The organism is Trinickia caryophylli, from assembly GCF_034424545.1.
Classification (GTDB): Bacteria; Pseudomonadota; Gammaproteobacteria; order Burkholderiales; family Burkholderiaceae; genus Trinickia; species Trinickia caryophylli.
In genome coordinates, this window is the sequence record NZ_CP139971.1 from 1,864,074 (window position 1) to 1,878,401 (window position 14,328).

General features: G+C 64.1%; 17 protein-coding genes, 1 tRNA gene and 1 pseudogene. 3 read left to right on the forward strand and 16 right to left on the reverse strand.

What is annotated here, in order from left to right:
- The first annotated feature begins 27 nt into the window (after nucleotides 1-27).
- Nucleotides 28-103: transfer RNA gene (locus U0034_RS27350), tRNA-Ile, on the forward strand.
- On the opposite strand, the pseudogene U0034_RS27355 reads toward U0034_RS27350, so the two are convergent.
- Nucleotides 60-331: pseudogene (locus tag U0034_RS27355) on the reverse strand (helix-turn-helix domain-containing protein); the annotation flags it as partial. The gene U0034_RS27350 and the pseudogene U0034_RS27355 overlap by 44 nt on opposite strands.
- A 213-nt stretch (nucleotides 332-544) precedes the next feature.
- On the opposite strand from U0034_RS27355, the gene U0034_RS27360 reads away from it, so the two are divergent.
- Both U0034_RS27360 and U0034_RS27365 read left to right on the forward strand, forming a co-directional pair.
- On the forward strand, nucleotides 545-1,024 hold the full coding sequence (locus U0034_RS27360) for a DUF2778 domain-containing protein (protein WP_085227563.1): 480 nt from the start codon (nucleotides 545-547) through the stop codon (nucleotides 1,022-1,024).
- Nucleotides 1,021-1,311, forward strand: a complete 291-nt coding sequence (locus U0034_RS27365) for a hypothetical protein (protein ID WP_085227562.1) — start codon at nucleotides 1,021-1,023, stop codon at nucleotides 1,309-1,311. The genes U0034_RS27360 and U0034_RS27365 overlap by 4 nt, the downstream gene beginning before the upstream one ends.
- Before the next feature lie 747 nt (nucleotides 1,312-2,058).
- On the opposite strand, the gene U0034_RS27370 is transcribed toward U0034_RS27365, so the two are convergent.
- From U0034_RS27370 to iscU, 15 genes are all read right to left on the reverse strand, one after another.
- The gene (locus tag U0034_RS27370; RefSeq protein WP_233211994.1) at nucleotides 2,059-4,080 is read right to left on the reverse strand and encodes a sigma-70 family RNA polymerase sigma factor; all 2,022 of its coding nucleotides are present in this window, start codon (nucleotides 4,078-4,080) and stop codon (nucleotides 2,059-2,061) included.
- Nucleotides 3,974-4,462, reverse strand: coding sequence for a hypothetical protein (locus U0034_RS27375; RefSeq protein WP_085227561.1), 489 nt, complete (start codon nucleotides 4,460-4,462; stop codon nucleotides 3,974-3,976). Before U0034_RS27375 ends, U0034_RS27370 begins: the two co-directional genes overlap by 107 nt.
- Nucleotides 4,459-4,785 carry a (2Fe-2S) ferredoxin domain-containing protein gene (locus tag U0034_RS27380; protein ID WP_085227560.1) on the reverse strand — a complete coding sequence of 109 codons (327 nt, stop codon included), beginning with the start codon at nucleotides 4,783-4,785 and terminating at the stop codon, nucleotides 4,459-4,461. Before U0034_RS27380 ends, U0034_RS27375 begins: the two co-directional genes overlap by 4 nt.
- 42 nt (nucleotides 4,786-4,827) lie before the next feature.
- The gene (locus U0034_RS27385; RefSeq protein ID WP_085227559.1) at nucleotides 4,828-5,133 is read right to left on the reverse strand and encodes a ferredoxin family protein; all 306 of its coding nucleotides are present in this window, start codon (nucleotides 5,131-5,133) and stop codon (nucleotides 4,828-4,830) included.
- The gene (locus U0034_RS27390; RefSeq protein ID WP_085227558.1) at nucleotides 5,130-6,440 is read right to left on the reverse strand and encodes an FAD-dependent monooxygenase; all 1,311 of its coding nucleotides are present in this window, start codon (nucleotides 6,438-6,440) and stop codon (nucleotides 5,130-5,132) included. The genes U0034_RS27385 and U0034_RS27390 overlap by 4 nt, the downstream gene beginning before the upstream one ends.
- 11 nt (nucleotides 6,441-6,451) lie before the next feature.
- Nucleotides 6,452-7,561, reverse strand: coding sequence for an electron transfer flavoprotein subunit alpha/FixB family protein (locus U0034_RS27395; protein ID WP_085227557.1), 1,110 nt, complete (start codon nucleotides 7,559-7,561; stop codon nucleotides 6,452-6,454).
- Entirely contained in the window at nucleotides 7,558-8,406 is an 849-nt protein-coding gene (locus tag U0034_RS27400; protein WP_085227556.1) for an electron transfer flavoprotein subunit beta/FixA family protein, read from the reverse strand. Before U0034_RS27400 ends, U0034_RS27395 begins: the two co-directional genes overlap by 4 nt.
- Before the next feature lie 13 nt (nucleotides 8,407-8,419).
- Entirely contained in the window at nucleotides 8,420-8,758 is a 339-nt protein-coding gene (nifW, locus tag U0034_RS27405; protein WP_085227555.1) for a nitrogenase stabilizing/protective protein NifW, read from the reverse strand.
- Nucleotides 8,759-8,764: 6 nt separating this feature from the next.
- Nucleotides 8,765-9,562: a serine O-acetyltransferase gene (gene cysE, locus U0034_RS27410; protein ID WP_085227554.1), complete on the reverse strand. Its 798-nt coding sequence runs from the start codon at nucleotides 9,560-9,562 to the stop codon at nucleotides 8,765-8,767.
- The gene (gene nifV, locus U0034_RS27415) at nucleotides 9,559-10,695 is read right to left on the reverse strand and encodes a homocitrate synthase (RefSeq protein ID WP_085227553.1); all 1,137 of its coding nucleotides are present in this window, start codon (nucleotides 10,693-10,695) and stop codon (nucleotides 9,559-9,561) included. The genes cysE and nifV overlap by 4 nt, the downstream gene beginning before the upstream one ends.
- Nucleotides 10,696-10,866: 171 nt before the next feature.
- Nucleotides 10,867-11,202 carry a 2Fe-2S iron-sulfur cluster-binding protein gene (locus U0034_RS27420; protein ID WP_085227552.1) on the reverse strand — a complete coding sequence of 112 codons (336 nt, stop codon included), beginning with the start codon at nucleotides 11,200-11,202 and terminating at the stop codon, nucleotides 10,867-10,869.
- Nucleotides 11,203-11,221: 19 nt separating this feature from the next.
- Entirely contained in the window at nucleotides 11,222-13,096 is a 1,875-nt protein-coding gene (hscA, locus tag U0034_RS27425; RefSeq protein WP_085227551.1) for a Fe-S protein assembly chaperone HscA, read from the reverse strand.
- Nucleotides 13,097-13,156: 60 nt separating this feature from the next.
- Nucleotides 13,157-13,480 carry an iron-sulfur cluster assembly protein IscA gene (gene iscA / locus U0034_RS27430; RefSeq protein WP_085227550.1) on the reverse strand — a complete coding sequence of 108 codons (324 nt, stop codon included), beginning with the start codon at nucleotides 13,478-13,480 and terminating at the stop codon, nucleotides 13,157-13,159.
- A 7-nt stretch (nucleotides 13,481-13,487) separates the two neighbouring features.
- Nucleotides 13,488-13,862 carry an iron-sulfur cluster insertion protein ErpA gene (erpA, locus tag U0034_RS27435; RefSeq protein ID WP_085227549.1) on the reverse strand — a complete coding sequence of 125 codons (375 nt, stop codon included), beginning with the start codon at nucleotides 13,860-13,862 and terminating at the stop codon, nucleotides 13,488-13,490.
- A gap of 29 nt (nucleotides 13,863-13,891) precedes the next feature.
- Nucleotides 13,892-14,320, reverse strand: a complete 429-nt coding sequence (gene iscU / locus U0034_RS27440; protein ID WP_085227548.1) for a Fe-S cluster assembly scaffold IscU — start codon at nucleotides 14,318-14,320, stop codon at nucleotides 13,892-13,894.
- Between the last annotated feature and the right edge of the window lie 8 nt (nucleotides 14,321-14,328).

The following is a 14,328-nucleotide window of genomic DNA, read 5'->3' on the forward strand; positions in this document are numbered from 1 at the left end:
TCGGCGATCGGTCTGATTCGCTATTTTGGGCCCGTAGCTCAGGGGTTAGAGCAGTCGACTCATAATCGATTGGTCGTTGGTTCGAAACCAACCGGGCCCACCAAGTTTAATCGTCGCATCGAGCAACGGCTGTTGTCAGCAAGGCGCATTTGCGCCAGCGCGCTCTCTCGCAGTGCAGTGATATCCCGCTTCGGGCCGCCCCGAACATACGACCGTATTCCCGACTGAACTGCGATGGACTCTCGTATCCAACCTCGAATACCGCCGTCGAAACATCGCGGTGCTCGTTCAGCATCAACCGCTTCGCTTCATTGAGGTGCAACCATTTCTTTCGCCTCGGCCAATCCTGTTCGGCTATGGTGAAAGGGCTCACTCGCGCTACGAATGTCCCTGATCGTCCGCATGGTTGATGTCACGCGTCACGTCAATCCTGTCTCTTGGTCCACTCGGTCACGCGGCCCGCATCGGCGGTCACGATACCAGCGCCGCGAGATCTGATATGCTCCCCGGCAACCAATAAAAACACTACCGAGGGCGATAGCCAATGGCAGCGCACTGCACATTCGTTCTGAACGGGCAGCCGCTTAGCAAACTGGTTTGTGATGGGCTGACCTTTCCGGCTTTCTCTGGCGACGTCGGGCATGAAAACAAGCCGGCCGATACAGCGTTGGCAAAGGCGGGGCCTATCCCAAAGGGGCGCTACTACATCATCTCTCGAGAAAGTGGTGGGCGCCTTGGCTGGTTGTGGGACCCCATCAAAGATGAGTTCAGCGACTCCCACCGCAGTGAGTGGTTCTCGCTACATCCCATGGCTCAGCCGATGGCCGATTGGGTCATCGTGAATGGTATCCGTCGCGATAATTTTCGTCTCCATCCTGCTGGCCGACAGCGGCTCAGCGAGGGCTGCATTACCCTCACGGATAAATCGCGTTTCAATCAGCTTCGAAGCTACCTTCTTTCGCTTCCGCCCAGCTACATCCCGGGCACGAAGTCGCGGTACTACGGTGTCGTGGAGGTGAAATGAAATATGTGCTGCGCGCAGTGATCGTAATGGTGCTGACGTACATTTACCTGAAGCTGATCTATAGCTGGCAGTGGGTCGACGATCTCCGCAAGAGTCCCGTCGGGCAGAAAGTATATTTCTTCCTCGCTGGTCTATTCAACGTGCAAGGGGCCGACGAAGGCGAAACGCTGCTACTGCTGTTCTATTTTTTCGTCGCGTTGGTCGTGGCGTGCCTTACCGTTTGCGCTGCCTTCCGATTCGTCGTTCGACCTTACTTGGGCGGTCCGGCAAAGAGGCCTCATAGGTGATCTACGGTACTGGCCGGCTTCGCGCTGCAGCATATTCGACGAGATGCCCTCTGTCTGAGCGCTCGGCCTTGCAGAAAGGGGTATCTAAAAGGATCGCAGTTTTCGATATATTACATATTGCTTTCGATGTGGGGTGTGCGTCAAAATGACTCACTGGTTTAAGATCAGTTCGTGGAAAGAACGACTCATCGAGTTCGGGTTGACTCAAACTTTGTTGTTTTTGGTATCTGGGCGATATCGATTTTCATTCAGAATGGCTCCGCGGCTGGTATCCTAAATCCCCCGGTACCGACCGAATCTCAGTTATCACTGGTGTTCTGCGTGCGGCCGGGTTAGAAAGTACGGTCGGCGTGAATGTTTACGGTAGACGCAGGCGTTCGTGGCGACACGTCTAGACGAATCTCGCGCCGGCGCAGTTCGCGAAGGCACACGAAACAACGGGATTTTTAACCTCGGACTCTAGCTGCCATCCGTACTAAAACCGGGGGCAGGTCACTCGCTGTCGACGTAATCGCGCTTTACAAGGCGCTCGGTGGAGGCTGGAAAGACGACGAGAGCACGGCGCTGACCGGCTCGGCATCATCTGAGGAGCGTGAGAGGCGTAACAGCCGAATGGCAATGCCCGATAAATGATCGATGCGAAGATGCGGCGGCGGGCAACCCGTTCAAGAGACGTCTTGTGACTTCCGCGGCGCGCAGATCTGACTGACGATAAAGCGGATCAACAAGGCCGATATCGAACAGCACTCAGTCGGATGTCAGAAATTCTTTTAGCTTTTTGGCTTCCTCGGGGAGCTGCAGTCTACCGAGCGCGCGGCTCTCGATCTGGCGGATCCGTTCCCGTGTCATCTTGAACAGCTTGCCGAGATCGTCGAGTGTGCTGCCCGTTCCGGTATCGATGCCGTAGCGTATCCGCAGTATCTTGGCTTCGCGAGCAGGCAACCGGTCGAGCGCCTCGTTGAGCGCGACGCGCATGCGCGCGCGGGTCGCGGCGTCGAGCGGGGAGTCTGCATGCGGGTCTTCCATCAGGTCGACCATCGATTCGTCGGAGTCGAGCGTGCCGACCGGCGAATCGAGCGAAAGGATCTGGCGATCGGCTTTCAGGAGTGTCCGAACCTTGGATTCCGGCAGCTTCATGCGAGCGGCAAGGACCCGCAGGCTGGGATTCCGCCCCGTCTGTTGCCGGACCTCCCGCTCGATCCGGCGCAGCCTGTGAATGGCATCGACAAGATGCACCGGGAGCCGGATCAAGCGCGTATGGTCGGCAAGCGCGCGTGTGACCGCCTGCCGTATCCACCAGGTCGCGTAGGTGGAAAACTTCCAGCCACGCCGGTATTCGAACTTGTCGACTGCTCTCAGCAAGCCGATATTGCCTTCCTGGACCAGATCGAGGAACGGCATCCCGCGGTTGATGTATCGTTTTGCGATCGAGACGACGAGCCTGAGGTTGGCCTCGGTCAGTTCCCGCTTGGCGCGCTGTATGCCGGACTCCGACACGCGAACGATCCTTTTGATTTCTTGCAGCCGCGTCAGAGGCAAGCCCGGATGCGTTTCGATACCGGCCAGTTCCTCGCGCAAGCGGTCGATCGCCTGCGTGGTGAAGCGCATGCGCGCCAGTTCGGTCTGGATCGCCAGGCAGGCGTTGACTGCCGCAGGCTCGCCGGCGTTGTGTTCGGCCGCCAGTCGTTCCGACAGTGTCCGCACGCTCGAGAAAATCGCGAGGCAGGCATGGGTCAGAGCCTGCAGCGTCGCTTCGTCGCCATCCGCCTTCGCCGGGTCGCGCTCGAAAGCGTCTTCCGTGTCGATGGTGTCGGCGGAATCGACGCCTCGCACCGCCTGCACAGGAATGGGCGCGCCCGGTATCTCACGCGGTCCTTCGTCGTCGGACAGGCCGTCGATCAATGCGTCGATGCGCATCTTTCCGGCACGGACGAGTTCGACGTCCTCGAGCAGTGTACGAACAATCGAAGGGCAGCCGGAGATTGCGCGGACGATTTCGTTGTAACCGTTCTCGATGCGCCTCCCGATCTCAACCTCTTGCTCACGCGTCAATAGCTCGGCGGAGGTCATTTCGCGCATATACATCCGGACAGGGTCTGTCGTGCGGCCGAATTCGGCATCGACTGTCGACAGGGTATCCTGTGCCTCCTCGATGATCTGCTCGTCGGACGCCGCACCGTGCATCATGTCATTGAGCAGCGATGTTTCCGCATCGGGCATCTGCTCGTACACGGCGATGCCCATGTCCTTGAACGCGTCGACCACGATGCCCAGTGCCGGCGATTGCGCGAAATTGCCCGGAAAACAATCGTTGATCTGTGCATGCGTCAAGAAGCCCTGCGCCTTTCCGAGCTCGATCAACGCCTGCATCTGCTGCTGCTGTTCCGAGCGTTCGCGCGCGGCAGCGGAAAAACGTCGCGGCGACGGCGGCCTGCTGCGTCGCGGCTTTGTATGCAGTGAGCTGCCGGTGTACACATCTTCTGTCGCCGCAGGCATGTCCGCTGCAAGATCGTCTGGCTCATAGTCGACCAACATTTCAATTCTCCCCGGGGGGCGTTCGTCTTCGTCACGCCGTTTGCTGTGTCGTTCGCCATATCGATGCCGTGTTCGAACAGCTCGACGATCCGGCGTAATGCTTCTGGCTGGCGCTGTGCGCAGGTTCTCAGTGCTGCGGACCGATCTGCGCGAGCATTGCTTCGATGACACCGAACCCGAGGCGATCGGCCGGATCGAGCGCGCGCAACTTGCCAACCAGCGCGCGAGCGACATCGCGTTCGCCGAGCCGCACGTTGATGAACGCGAGCGCTTTCAGCGTAAACAGCCAGAAGCGGGCGGGGCCGGGCATCGAGAAATCGGCGGCGTCCGCGTGCACCATCCGCCAGTCGCTGGCGAGCGACGCCTGCTCGGCCGCCACGGCGAGCGCCTTGGTGGCGACCTGATGCGCCTGCGCGAGCTCGCCCGCTGCGGCATGGAACTTGTAGAGCAGGTAGTACGCGGGCAGGCTGCGCGGCGCGCACAGCACGGCCGCCCACAGCGCCGCGCCAATCTCGTCGCGCGCGGCGCCTCGTACCGAGTCGATCAGGTGCCGGATCGACTCGGGCACGTCGCCACCGAACAGTTCGCTGGATTCGACGCCGGTCATCAGGTTCACCAGACCTCCGTGCCGGCGACGAGGCGTGCGACCGGCTCGCCTTGTTCCAAATGGCTCGTGAAGATCTCCTCGACGTCGGCCGGGGTGACGCCGCTGTAGAGCACGGCTTCCGGGTAGACGACCACGTTCGCGCCGCTATCGCACGGGCCGAGGCAGCCCGAGTAGGTGATTGCGACCGTGTCGTACGCCTGGCGTTTCTGCTGCTCGGCCCAAAATGCCTGCAGCAGCGCGGTCGAACCCTTGCCGCCCGCGCAAGAGCCGCGCGGATGCTGCGGTGGCCGGTTCTGCGTACAGACGAATACGTGTCGGACAGGACGAGGCATCGCGGTATTCCTCCTTTAACCGAATAGACCGAATAGACCGAATCAACCGAACTTGAACAGGATCCCGTGGCCGCCCCGCGGGTATTCCCATTCGATGTTTTGATGGTCGCTGCACAGGATGCGGCAGCTTCCGCACTCGAGGCAGCCGTCGGTGATGAGCGTCACCGACCCGTTGCCTTCGGCCTTGTAGCACGACGCCGGACAGACGAACGTGCAGCTCTTCAGCCCGCATTCGTTCAGGCAGACGTCCGCGTCCTTGATGCGGATGTGAGGCCGGCCCGCGTCGACGCGGTAGCGGTTCTGGAACAGCTTCTCCTCGACGTTGACTGTCACGGTCACGGTGCTCATCGGAATGCCCTCCAAAGTTTGTATGCGTCTCCGACGAGACCGGCGAGCGAACGGCTCTTGCGGAAACTCGACATGATCGACCGCTGCTTGGTCTTCTTGTCGACGCCGTCGACGGTGATCATCGTGCGCGCGGCGTTCGCGACGAGATCCGGATAGGTCGTGAAGAACTGCGGATTGCGGTGCAACGTGTTCGGCATGTCGCGATACTTGCGCAGATCCTTCATCACGAAGCTCTCGTCGAGCTTCGACTTGTACGCCTTCAGCTCGGCTGCCCGATAGCCGCGGTTGGCCGCCTTCGCGGCGATGACCGTCTCGGCGGCGAGACGCCCCGTCGTCATCGCAAGGTTCGAGCCCTCGCGGTGCGCTGCGTTGACGAAGCCGCCGGAGTCGCCGACGATCATCCAGCCGTTGCCGTATACCTGCGGTATCGCGTGAAAGCCGCCTTCCGGGATCAGGTGCGCGCAGTATTCCTTCATCTCGCCGCCCGCGATCAGCGGCGCGATCGATGGATGCCGCTTCATCTGCTCGATCAGCACGTACGGGCTGGTGCGGTTCGCATTGCGCTTGAAGTCGGACAGCATGCAGCCGACGCCGATCGTCAGCGATTCCTTGTTCGTGTACAGGAAGCCCGTGCCCATCATCCCGTCGGTGATCCGGCCGACCATTTCGATGACGACGCCTTCTTCCTCGCCGATGTTGAAGCGCTGGCGGATGGTTTCCTCGGGCATGAACAGGATTTCCTTGACTGCGAGCGCGACGTTGCCCGCGTCGATTTCGCCGTGAAAGCCCGCCTTGCGCGCGAGCGTCGAATTCACGCCGTCGGCAAGAACCACCACGTCCGCGTAGACGTCGCCCTGCTCGCGATCGCACTGCACTCCCACCACCTGGTCGCCGTCGAAGATCAGGTGATTGACGGTCGTCTCGCAGATGAGAAGCGCACCCGCTTCGCGTACCTTCGACGAGAACCACTTGTCGAACTGCGCGCGGATGATCGTGTAGCGGTTGTACGGCGGCTTGTTGTAGTCGTCGCTGCGCACGTGCGTACCGACGAACGATGTGTCGTCGAGCATCCACAGACGCTGCTCGATGATGTGGCGCTCGAGCGGTGCGTCGTCGCGGAAGTCGGGGATGATCTCCTCGAGTGCCTTTGCATACAGGATCGCGCCTTGCACGTTCTTGCTGCCCGGGTACTCGCCGCGCTCGATCTGCAGCACTTTCAGGCCGGCCTTGGCCATCGTGTATGCCGCTGCGTTGCCCGACGGCCCCGCGCCGACGACGATCGCGTCGAATTGCGAAGGTTTTTTCATTTCATTCCTCCTTATGCGACCTGCTTGCCGCGTATCGACAAGTGTTCGGCGAATGCCTGGGTGAGCGCGGGCAGCACCTGCATCGCGTTGCCGACGATGCCGAAATGCGCGAAGTCGAAGATCGGCGCATTGGGATCCGTGTTGATCGCGACGATCACGTCCGAGCTCTCCATGCCGACGCGGTGCTGGATCGCACCCGAGATGCCGGCCGCGATGTACAGCTTCGGCCTCACGGTCTTGCCGGTCTGGCCGACCTGCCGGTCCGCCTCGACCCAACCCGCCTGCACGCATGGTCGCGTCGCGCCGACCTCGCCGCCGAGCACGCGCGCGAGTTCGAACACGAGGCGGAAGTTTTCGGGGTTCTTCAGGCCCTTGCCGCCGCTCACGATCACGTCGGCATACGGAAGGTTGATCCGGTTGCTGTTAGCGTCGGCGATGAAATCGAGCAGCTTCGTGACGATGTCGGTCTCTACCATCCCGAGGGTTTCCTGCACGATCCCGCCCGTGCGGCCGGCCTCGGCGCGCGGCATGGCCATCACGCGCGGTCGTACGGTCGCCATCTGCGGTCGGTATGCGAGCGTCATGATCGTGCAGAGCAGCGAACCGCCGAACGTCGGCCGCGTCGCCGCGAGCGCTCGCGATGCCGGGTCGATGTTGAGCTCGGTACAGTCCGCGGTGAGGCCGGTCAGCAGTGTTGTCGCGACCGAGCCGGCGAGATCGCGACCCATCGACGTCGCGCCGAGCAGCAGGATTTCTGGCTGATACTTGTTGACGAGATCGGTGAGCGCCTTCGTGAACGGCTCGTTGCGGTAGCCGAGCAGCACCGGGTCGTGAATCACGTAGGCCTTGTCGGCACCGTACGTGAACGCCTCGGCGGCGAACCGCTCGAGCGGCTCGTCGGGGCCGCCGAGCACGGCGACCGACACGTCGCTGCCGAGCTTGTCGGCGAGCTTGCGCGCCTCGCCGACGAGTTCCCACGACACGCTGTGCACATGACCGCGGTCGTGCTCGACGAACACCCAGACGCCCTTGTACGCCTTGAGGTGTTCGGGCAGCTCCAGATTGCGGCCGCCGGCCTTCTTCACCGGTGCGGCAGGCTTGTTGTCGGCGGGGGTCGTCATGTCGATTCCTTCATCAGCAGGTCGGTTTCGAGCGTCGGATGACGCGTGAAGATCTTCTGCAGCAGGTTCAGCGATACGTCGCGCAGCGTCGATGTGTCGACGTCGAGCATCTCCGCCTTTTCGGTGCGTGGCGTCGGGCCGAAGACCTTGCTGACGACGGTCGGCGACCCCTTCAGGCCGATCTTCGTCAGATCCTCGATGCCTGCCTGCTCCTTGTTCCATTTCCGGACGGGAAAGCCCGCAGCGTGGATCATCGCGGGCAGCGCAGCGAAGCGCAGCTCGTTGGTGTTTTCGAGCATCGTGATGAGGCAGGGGAGTTGGGTCTTCAGCACCTGCACGCCACCCTCCGCGCGGCGCTCGACGACGGCCGTGCGCGCATCGAGATCGATCTCGACGATCCGCGACACGTAGGTCAGCAACTGGAGCCCCAGGCGCTTCGCGATGCCGGGGCCGACCTGCGCGGTATCGCCGTCGATCGTCTGCTTACCGGTGAACACGATGTCGACCGCCTGTTCGCGAGCGATCTGCCGGATGCCGGCCGCGAGTGCGTACGACGTCGCGAGCGTGTCGGCGCCCGCGAACGCGCGGTCGGTGACGAGGATCGCGTCGTCTGCCCCGTAGCTCACGCATTTGCGCAGCGCGTCCTCGGCTTGCGGCGGGCCCATGCAGAGTGCGGTGACCCGGCCGCCGAACTGGTCCTTCAGCCGCAGCGCCTCTTCGAGCGAGAACAGGTCGTACGGATTGGGGATCGCGGGTACGCCCTGCCGCATGATTGTGTTGGTGACCGGATGGACGCGTATCTGCGCCGAATCCGGAACCTGCTTGATGCAGACGACGATGTGCATGGTCGATCCTCCGTCACGCGGCGTCGCGCGCCGGCAGCGACGCGCGGAGATTGTCGACGGATACGTGCTGCCGGCCGCCGACGTCCTGAAACACCTTGAAGACCTTTTCGTCGGCAGGCGTCGATTCGACGAAGTCGCCGTAGGCCCGAACGAGCAGATCGTGATAGGCGGTGAACAGCGCAACTTCGTTGTCATGCGGGAGCACCGTCTGCTGCCGGATGTATTGGAAGAAGCGCTTGAGAATATGCAGGCGGCACACGTCGACCACTTTCTGGTCGAACAAGACACCGAAGAACTGCAGGAAATCCTCGGCGGACGACAGTGTTTTCATTCTTTCGGCAAGGTGCGTCATGGTGAATCACTCCGGACGGCAAAAAGTGGACGGCGCGCGCACGGCGTCCATGCAGCCATCTGCGCAGCATGGATCGTCGCTCGCGTCGGCGATCGGCGGCGTCGGGCCGCCGTAGGTCGATTGTTCGAGCCGGGCAACCCGGTCGAGCAGGCACGCGAGTGCCTTGCCGACCGGATCGGGAATCAGATGGTGGTTCAGATCGACGCCGTGCGTGGCGCGCCGGGCACGCGGCACGACAACCCGGCCCGGAATGCCGACGACGGTTGCGTTTTCCGGCACCGGATCGATGACGACCGAATTGGCCGCGATCCGCGCGCGATGGCCGACGATGATCGGCCCGAGGATCGTGGCGCCCGCGCCCACCACGACATGATCGCCAAGCGTCGGATGGCGCTTGCCGGGATACCCGCTCGTGCCGCCGAGCGTAACGCCGTGGTACAGCGTTACGTCGTTGCCGATTTCCGCTGTCTCGCCGATCACGACGCCCGCGCCGTGATCGATGAAAAAGCGTGCGCCGATCGTCGCGCCCGGATGAATGTCGATGTGCGTAAACATCCGCGCCGCGAACGACAGGAAGCGCGGTAGATAGCGCCAGCCGCGCCGCCAGAGCGCATGCGCGAGGCGATGGGCGGCGACTGCGTGCACGCCCGGATAGATGGTCCATACCTCGATGCGGCTGCGTGCGGCGGGGTCGCGCTCGAGCACGCAGCGCGCGTCGCCTCGCAGCAACGTCCACCAGGACTGATCGGCCGCGGCACGATCGGCCGGCGACGAAGCGGATGCGGTGCGTGGAACGGCGCTCATGACACCCCCTCCAAGAGTTCGCGTGCCTCGACCAGGAACCGGTACAGATCGGTTGCGTCCGGTGCCTGCTTGTGTTGTGTCGCATGCTGGCGGATGCGCGCGAGCAGCACGGGCACGAGCCGGTCGTTGACGGACAGCCCGAGCGTTTCGTATGCATCGCGCACGCTCTGCGAGCCGGAATGCTTGCCGAGCACCAGCGAGCGCGCGCGGCCGAGCTCCGCGGGATCGAAGCCCTCGTAGGTCGCCGGATGCTTGGCGAGCCCGTCGGTGTGAATGCCTGATTCGTGCGTAAACACGCCGCCGCCGACGATGCTCTTGTTGGCCGGCACGGCGCGACCCGACGCCCGCTCGACGAGTCGCGAGATGTCGACGAGCGCGGTGGTGTCGATGCCCGCATCCGTGCCGAGCAGATGGCGCGAGCACATCACGATCTCTTCGAGCGGGGCGTTGCCCGCGCGCTCGCCGAGGCCGTTGACGGTCGTATTCGCGTGCGTCGCGCCCGCGCGCAACGCGGCGAGTGTGTTCGCGGTCGCGAGCCCGAGATCGTCGTGCGCGTGGATTTCAATCTCGATGTCGACGACATCGCGCAGGCGCGAGATTGCCTTGAAGGTCGAGAACGGATCGAGCACGCCGAGCGTGTCGGCGAAGCGGATCCGCAGCACGCCGCACTGCTGTGCGAGCCGTGCGACTTCCGCCAGAAAGGCGGGGTCGGCACGCGAGGCGTCTTCCATGCCGAGCGAGATCTTGAGGCCGCTCCTGACCGCCTCGCCGATCACCTGCTTGATCTGCGCGAACACCCACGTCCGCGGCTGCCTCAGCTTGTACTGCAGATGGATGTCTGAAACAGGCACCGACAGATGGACGATGTCCGGGCGGCAGCGCAGCGCGGCGGCAAGGTCGCCCTGCGTCAGTCGGCCCCACACCATCAGCTCGGCGTCGAGGTGCAGGTCGGCAATGGCCTCGATATCCGCGATCTCATCTTCGCCCATCGACGGAATGCCGATTTCGAGCTCCGGTACGCCGGCGCGCGTGAGCGCTGTCGCGATCGCGCATTTCTCCTCGGACGTAAACGCGACGCCGGCCGTCTGCTCGCCATCGCGCAGCGTCGTGTCGTTGATGATCGGGTGAGCCATGAGTGTTGTCCCGGAAGCGTTTCGGCGAATCATCGCAATTGCCGTGCCAATTGCGCCTGCACGGCCGCTTGCGGCTCGCGCGCTGCGGGGAAGGGGTATTCGCCGTCAGGATGCCGACGCGTTGTCGTGAATGTCCTGTTTCGCACACCCGATGGCGCAAGGATGGCGGCTTCAGCGTTCGCGTGCGAGGTTGCGCGTATGGAGGGGGATGTCGATCGTCAGGTCGTCGTCGCGCAGTTTCACGCAGCACGCGAGCCGCGAGTGCGCGTCGAGCCCCCACGCGTTGTCGAGCTGATCGTTCTCTTCATCGTCGGGCGGCGTGAGCGACGTGCCGCCCGCGCGCACGTGCACGTGGCAGGTCGCGCACGCGGCGACCATCTCGCACGCATGTTCGAGCTCGATGCCGTTCGCAAGCAGGCTCTCGCACAGCGATGCGCCGCGCTTTGCGTCGAACGCGCGGCCGTCGGGGCATAGGGTCGGGTGGGGCAGGATTTGGACGCGCGGCATACTCGTTCCTCGGCGTGTGTCAGGCAAGGCTGTCGACTGTGCGCCCGGCGAGCGCGTGCCGGATCGACGCGTCCATCCGGCGTGCGGCGAATTCCTCGGTGCTGCGCGAGAGCGCCTCGGCGGCATCGCGCAGCGCATCGAGCGGCGCGCTGGTGCCGAGCGCATCGGCGACGCGGTACATCGCCTGCTGGACAGCGGCGAGTTCGTCGGCCGACAGCAGCGATGCGTCCTTCGACAGCGCGGCTTCCGTTGCGTCGAACGTCCTGCGCGCGTCGATCTGCGCTTCACGCAGCGTGCGCAACCGCATGTCGTCGACCGACGTGTCGATCGATTCCCGCAGCATCGACGCGATCTGGTCGTCGCTCAGTCCGTAAGACGGTTTCACTTCGACATGCGCCTCGACGCCCGTGCGCTGCTCGCGCGCGGTGACGGCGAGCAGCCCGTCCGCGTCGATCTGGAACGTGACGCGAATGCGTGCCGCGCCGGCCACCGCGGGCGGGATGCCGCGTAGCTCGAACCGCGCGAGCGAACGGCAATCGCCGACGGACTCGCGCTCGCCCTGCACGACGTGAATCGACATCGCGGTTTGCCCGTCCTTGAACGTCGTGAATTCCTGTGCGCGCGCGACCGGAATCGTCGAGTTGCGCGGGACGATCTTTTCGACGAGTCCACCCATCGTCTCGATGCCGAGCGACAGCGGACACACGTCGAGCAGCAGCCACGGGTCGCCTCCGGTGTTGCCGGCGAGGATGTCGGCCTGCTTGGCCGCGCCGAGCGCGACGACCTGGTCCGGGTCGATGTTGGCGAGCGGTTCGCGGCCGAACAGATCGCGCACGGCGTCGCGCACGACCGGCATCCGCGTCGAGCCGCCGACGAGGATCACGCCGTCGACGTCGCCGAGTGCCAGTTGCGCGTCGCGCAGGGCGCGCTTCGTCGCCGACAGCGTGCGCGCGACGAGCGCTTGCGCGAGGCCCGCGAACGCCGCGCGTGACAGTGTCTGCCGCAGTTCGCTGCCGTTCGCGAGCGTGAGCGCAAGCGTGGCGGTCGGCGCGCGCGACAGCGTTTCCTTTGCGTCGCGCGCGGCGGCAAGCGTCCCGCGCTGCTCGCCGGGCGCGAGTGCCGCGAGCCCGGCGATGCCGTGCGCATGGCACAGCCATTCGGCGATCGCGTGGTCGAAATCGTCGCCGCCGAGCGCGGAGTCGCCGCCCGTCGCGAGCACTTCGAACACGCCGTTCGAGAGCTTCAGCACCGACACGTCGAACGTGCCGCCGCCGAGGTCGTAGACGACGAACGTGCCTTGCGCGCCGCGGTCGAGGCCGTACGCGACGGCGGCGGCGGTCGGCTCGTTCAGCAGGCGCAGCACGGTGAGGCCCGCGAGCCGCGCGGCGTCCTTCGTCGCCTGCCGCTGCGCGTCGTCGAAATAAGCGGGCACGGTGATGACGACACCCGCCAGCTCGCCGCCCATCGAGGCTTCAGCGCGTATCCTCAGCGTGCGCAGGATCTCCGCCGACACCTCGACGGGCGAGCGAACGCCCGCGGCCGTGTCGATCGCGACCATGCCGGGCTGGTCGACGAACCGGTAAGGCAGCGCATCGGCAGCGGTAACATCCGCGAGACGGCGGCCCATCAGGCGCTTCACGGAGACGATCGTGTTGCTCGGATCGTCGACCTGATGCGCGCGCGCGGCGCGGCCGACTTCGGTTTCGCCGGATGGCAGGTAGCGCACGATCGAAGGCAGCAGCGCTTCACCGTCCGCATCGGGCAGCACGCGCGCGAGCGCGCTCTGCACGGTGGCGACGAGCGAGTTCGTCGTGCCGAGGTCGATGCCGGCGGCGAGCCGGTGTTGATGCGGCGCGGCGGCCAGGCCGGGTTCGGCGATCTGCAGAAGGGCCATGTCGGTTTCCCGTTCGGTCGGTTCGAAGGCAGGTCATGCGCAGGTCATGCGCGATCGCGCTCAGACGGCGAAGCTCTCGCCGCAGCCGCAGTTCGCGGTCGCGTTCGGATTGTGGAACTTGAAGCCTTCGTTCAGTCCCTCGCGGACGAAGTCGAGCTCGGTGCCATCGAGCATCGGCAGGCTGCGCGGGTCAACGACGACGGTGACGCCGTGCGCGTCGAAACAATGATCTTCAGCATTCGGCGTATCGACGAACTCGAGCGCGTAGGCGAAGCCCGAGCAGCCGCTCGTCTTGACCGCGACGCGCAGGCCGATTCCGCCGCCGCGTTTTTGCAGCGCCTTCTCTACGTGGCGCGCGGCTGCCTGACTCAGTGAAATGGCCATCGCGCGCTCACATCGAGAAGGAACTGCCGCAGCCACAAGTGCTCTGCGCGTTCGGGTTCTGGATCACGAAGCGCGATCCGTCGAGTCCTTCCTCGTAGTCGACGCGGGCGCCCGCGAGATATTGCTGGCTCATCGAGTCGACCAGCAGCGTGACACCGTCAGTGACGATCTGCATATCGTCCTCTGCGACCTGATCGTCGAACGCGAAGCCGTACTGAAAGCCGGAGCAGCCGCCGCCGGACACATACAGCCGCAGCTTCAGCGCGGGGTTGCCTTCGGTTTCGATCAGCGATGCGACTTTCGCTGCGGCATTCGGCGTGAAATCGACAAACGACGGTGGCAGGCTTGGTGCGTCGACGGGGGGCGATTGCAGGGTTTCCATGGCGCGCTCCTTGATAAAAAGTGAAACGTTCAGTTCGCGCCGAACGCGACAGCAGACTCTGCGGCAGCAGCGTCGGCCGGTGCGTGACGCGAGCGGAAATCGGCGACGGCCGCCTTGATCGCGTCCTCGGCGAGAATCGAGCAGTGAATCTTCACGGGCGGCAGCGCGAGTTCTTCCGCGATATCGGTGTTCTTGATCGCGAGCGCTTCGTCGAGCGTGCGGCCTCGCACCCATTCGGTGACGAGCGAACTCGACGCGATCGCCGAGCCGCAGCCGTAGGTCTTGAACTTCGCATCCTCGATCACGCCCGCTTCGTTGACGCGGATCTGCAGCTTCATCACGTCGCCGCATGCCGGCGCGCCGACCATGCCGGTGCCGACGCCTTCCGCGCCCGCGTCGAAAGAGCCGACGTTCCTGGGGTTTTCATAGTGGTCGAGGACCTTGTCGCTGTAGGCCATTGCTTGCT

Coding starts and splice junctions, on each gene's coding strand:
- iscA (WP_085227550.1), bottom strand. CDS start 13,480: ATGGCCATTTCACTGAGTCAGGCAGCCGCGCGCCACGTAGAGAAGGCG.
- U0034_RS27370 (WP_233211994.1), bottom strand. CDS start 4,080: ATGTCGCTCGCGCGCTGGTTGGCAAGTTGCGCGCGCTCGATCCGGCCG.
- U0034_RS27420 (WP_085227552.1), bottom strand. CDS start 11,202: ATGCCGCGCGTCCAAATCCTGCCCCACCCGACCCTATGCCCCGACGGC.
- nifV (WP_085227553.1), bottom strand. CDS start 10,695: ATGGCTCACCCGATCATCAACGACACGACGCTGCGCGATGGCGAGCAG.
- erpA (WP_085227549.1), bottom strand. CDS start 13,862: ATGGAAACCCTGCAATCGCCCCCCGTCGACGCACCAAGCCTGCCACCG.
- U0034_RS27365 (WP_085227562.1), top strand. CDS start 1,021: ATGAAATATGTGCTGCGCGCAGTGATCGTAATGGTGCTGACGTACATT.
- U0034_RS27395 (WP_085227557.1), bottom strand. CDS start 7,561: ATGACGACCCCCGCCGACAACAAGCCTGCCGCACCGGTGAAGAAGGCC.
- U0034_RS27390 (WP_085227558.1), bottom strand. CDS start 6,440: ATGAAAAAACCTTCGCAATTCGACGCGATCGTCGTCGGCGCGGGGCCG.
- iscU (WP_085227548.1), bottom strand. CDS start 14,320: ATGGCCTACAGCGACAAGGTCCTCGACCACTATGAAAACCCCAGGAAC.
- cysE (WP_085227554.1), bottom strand. CDS start 9,562: ATGAGCGCCGTTCCACGCACCGCATCCGCTTCGTCGCCGGCCGATCGT.
- hscA (WP_085227551.1), bottom strand. CDS start 13,096: ATGGCCCTTCTGCAGATCGCCGAACCCGGCCTGGCCGCCGCGCCGCAT.
- U0034_RS27385 (WP_085227559.1), bottom strand. CDS start 5,133: ATGAGCACCGTGACCGTGACAGTCAACGTCGAGGAGAAGCTGTTCCAG.
- U0034_RS27360 (WP_085227563.1), top strand. CDS start 545: ATGGCAGCGCACTGCACATTCGTTCTGAACGGGCAGCCGCTTAGCAAA.
- nifW (WP_085227555.1), bottom strand. CDS start 8,758: ATGACGCACCTTGCCGAAAGAATGAAAACACTGTCGTCCGCCGAGGAT.
- U0034_RS27380 (WP_085227560.1), bottom strand. CDS start 4,785: ATGCCTCGTCCTGTCCGACACGTATTCGTCTGTACGCAGAACCGGCCA.
- U0034_RS27400 (WP_085227556.1), bottom strand. CDS start 8,406: ATGCACATCGTCGTCTGCATCAAGCAGGTTCCGGATTCGGCGCAGATA.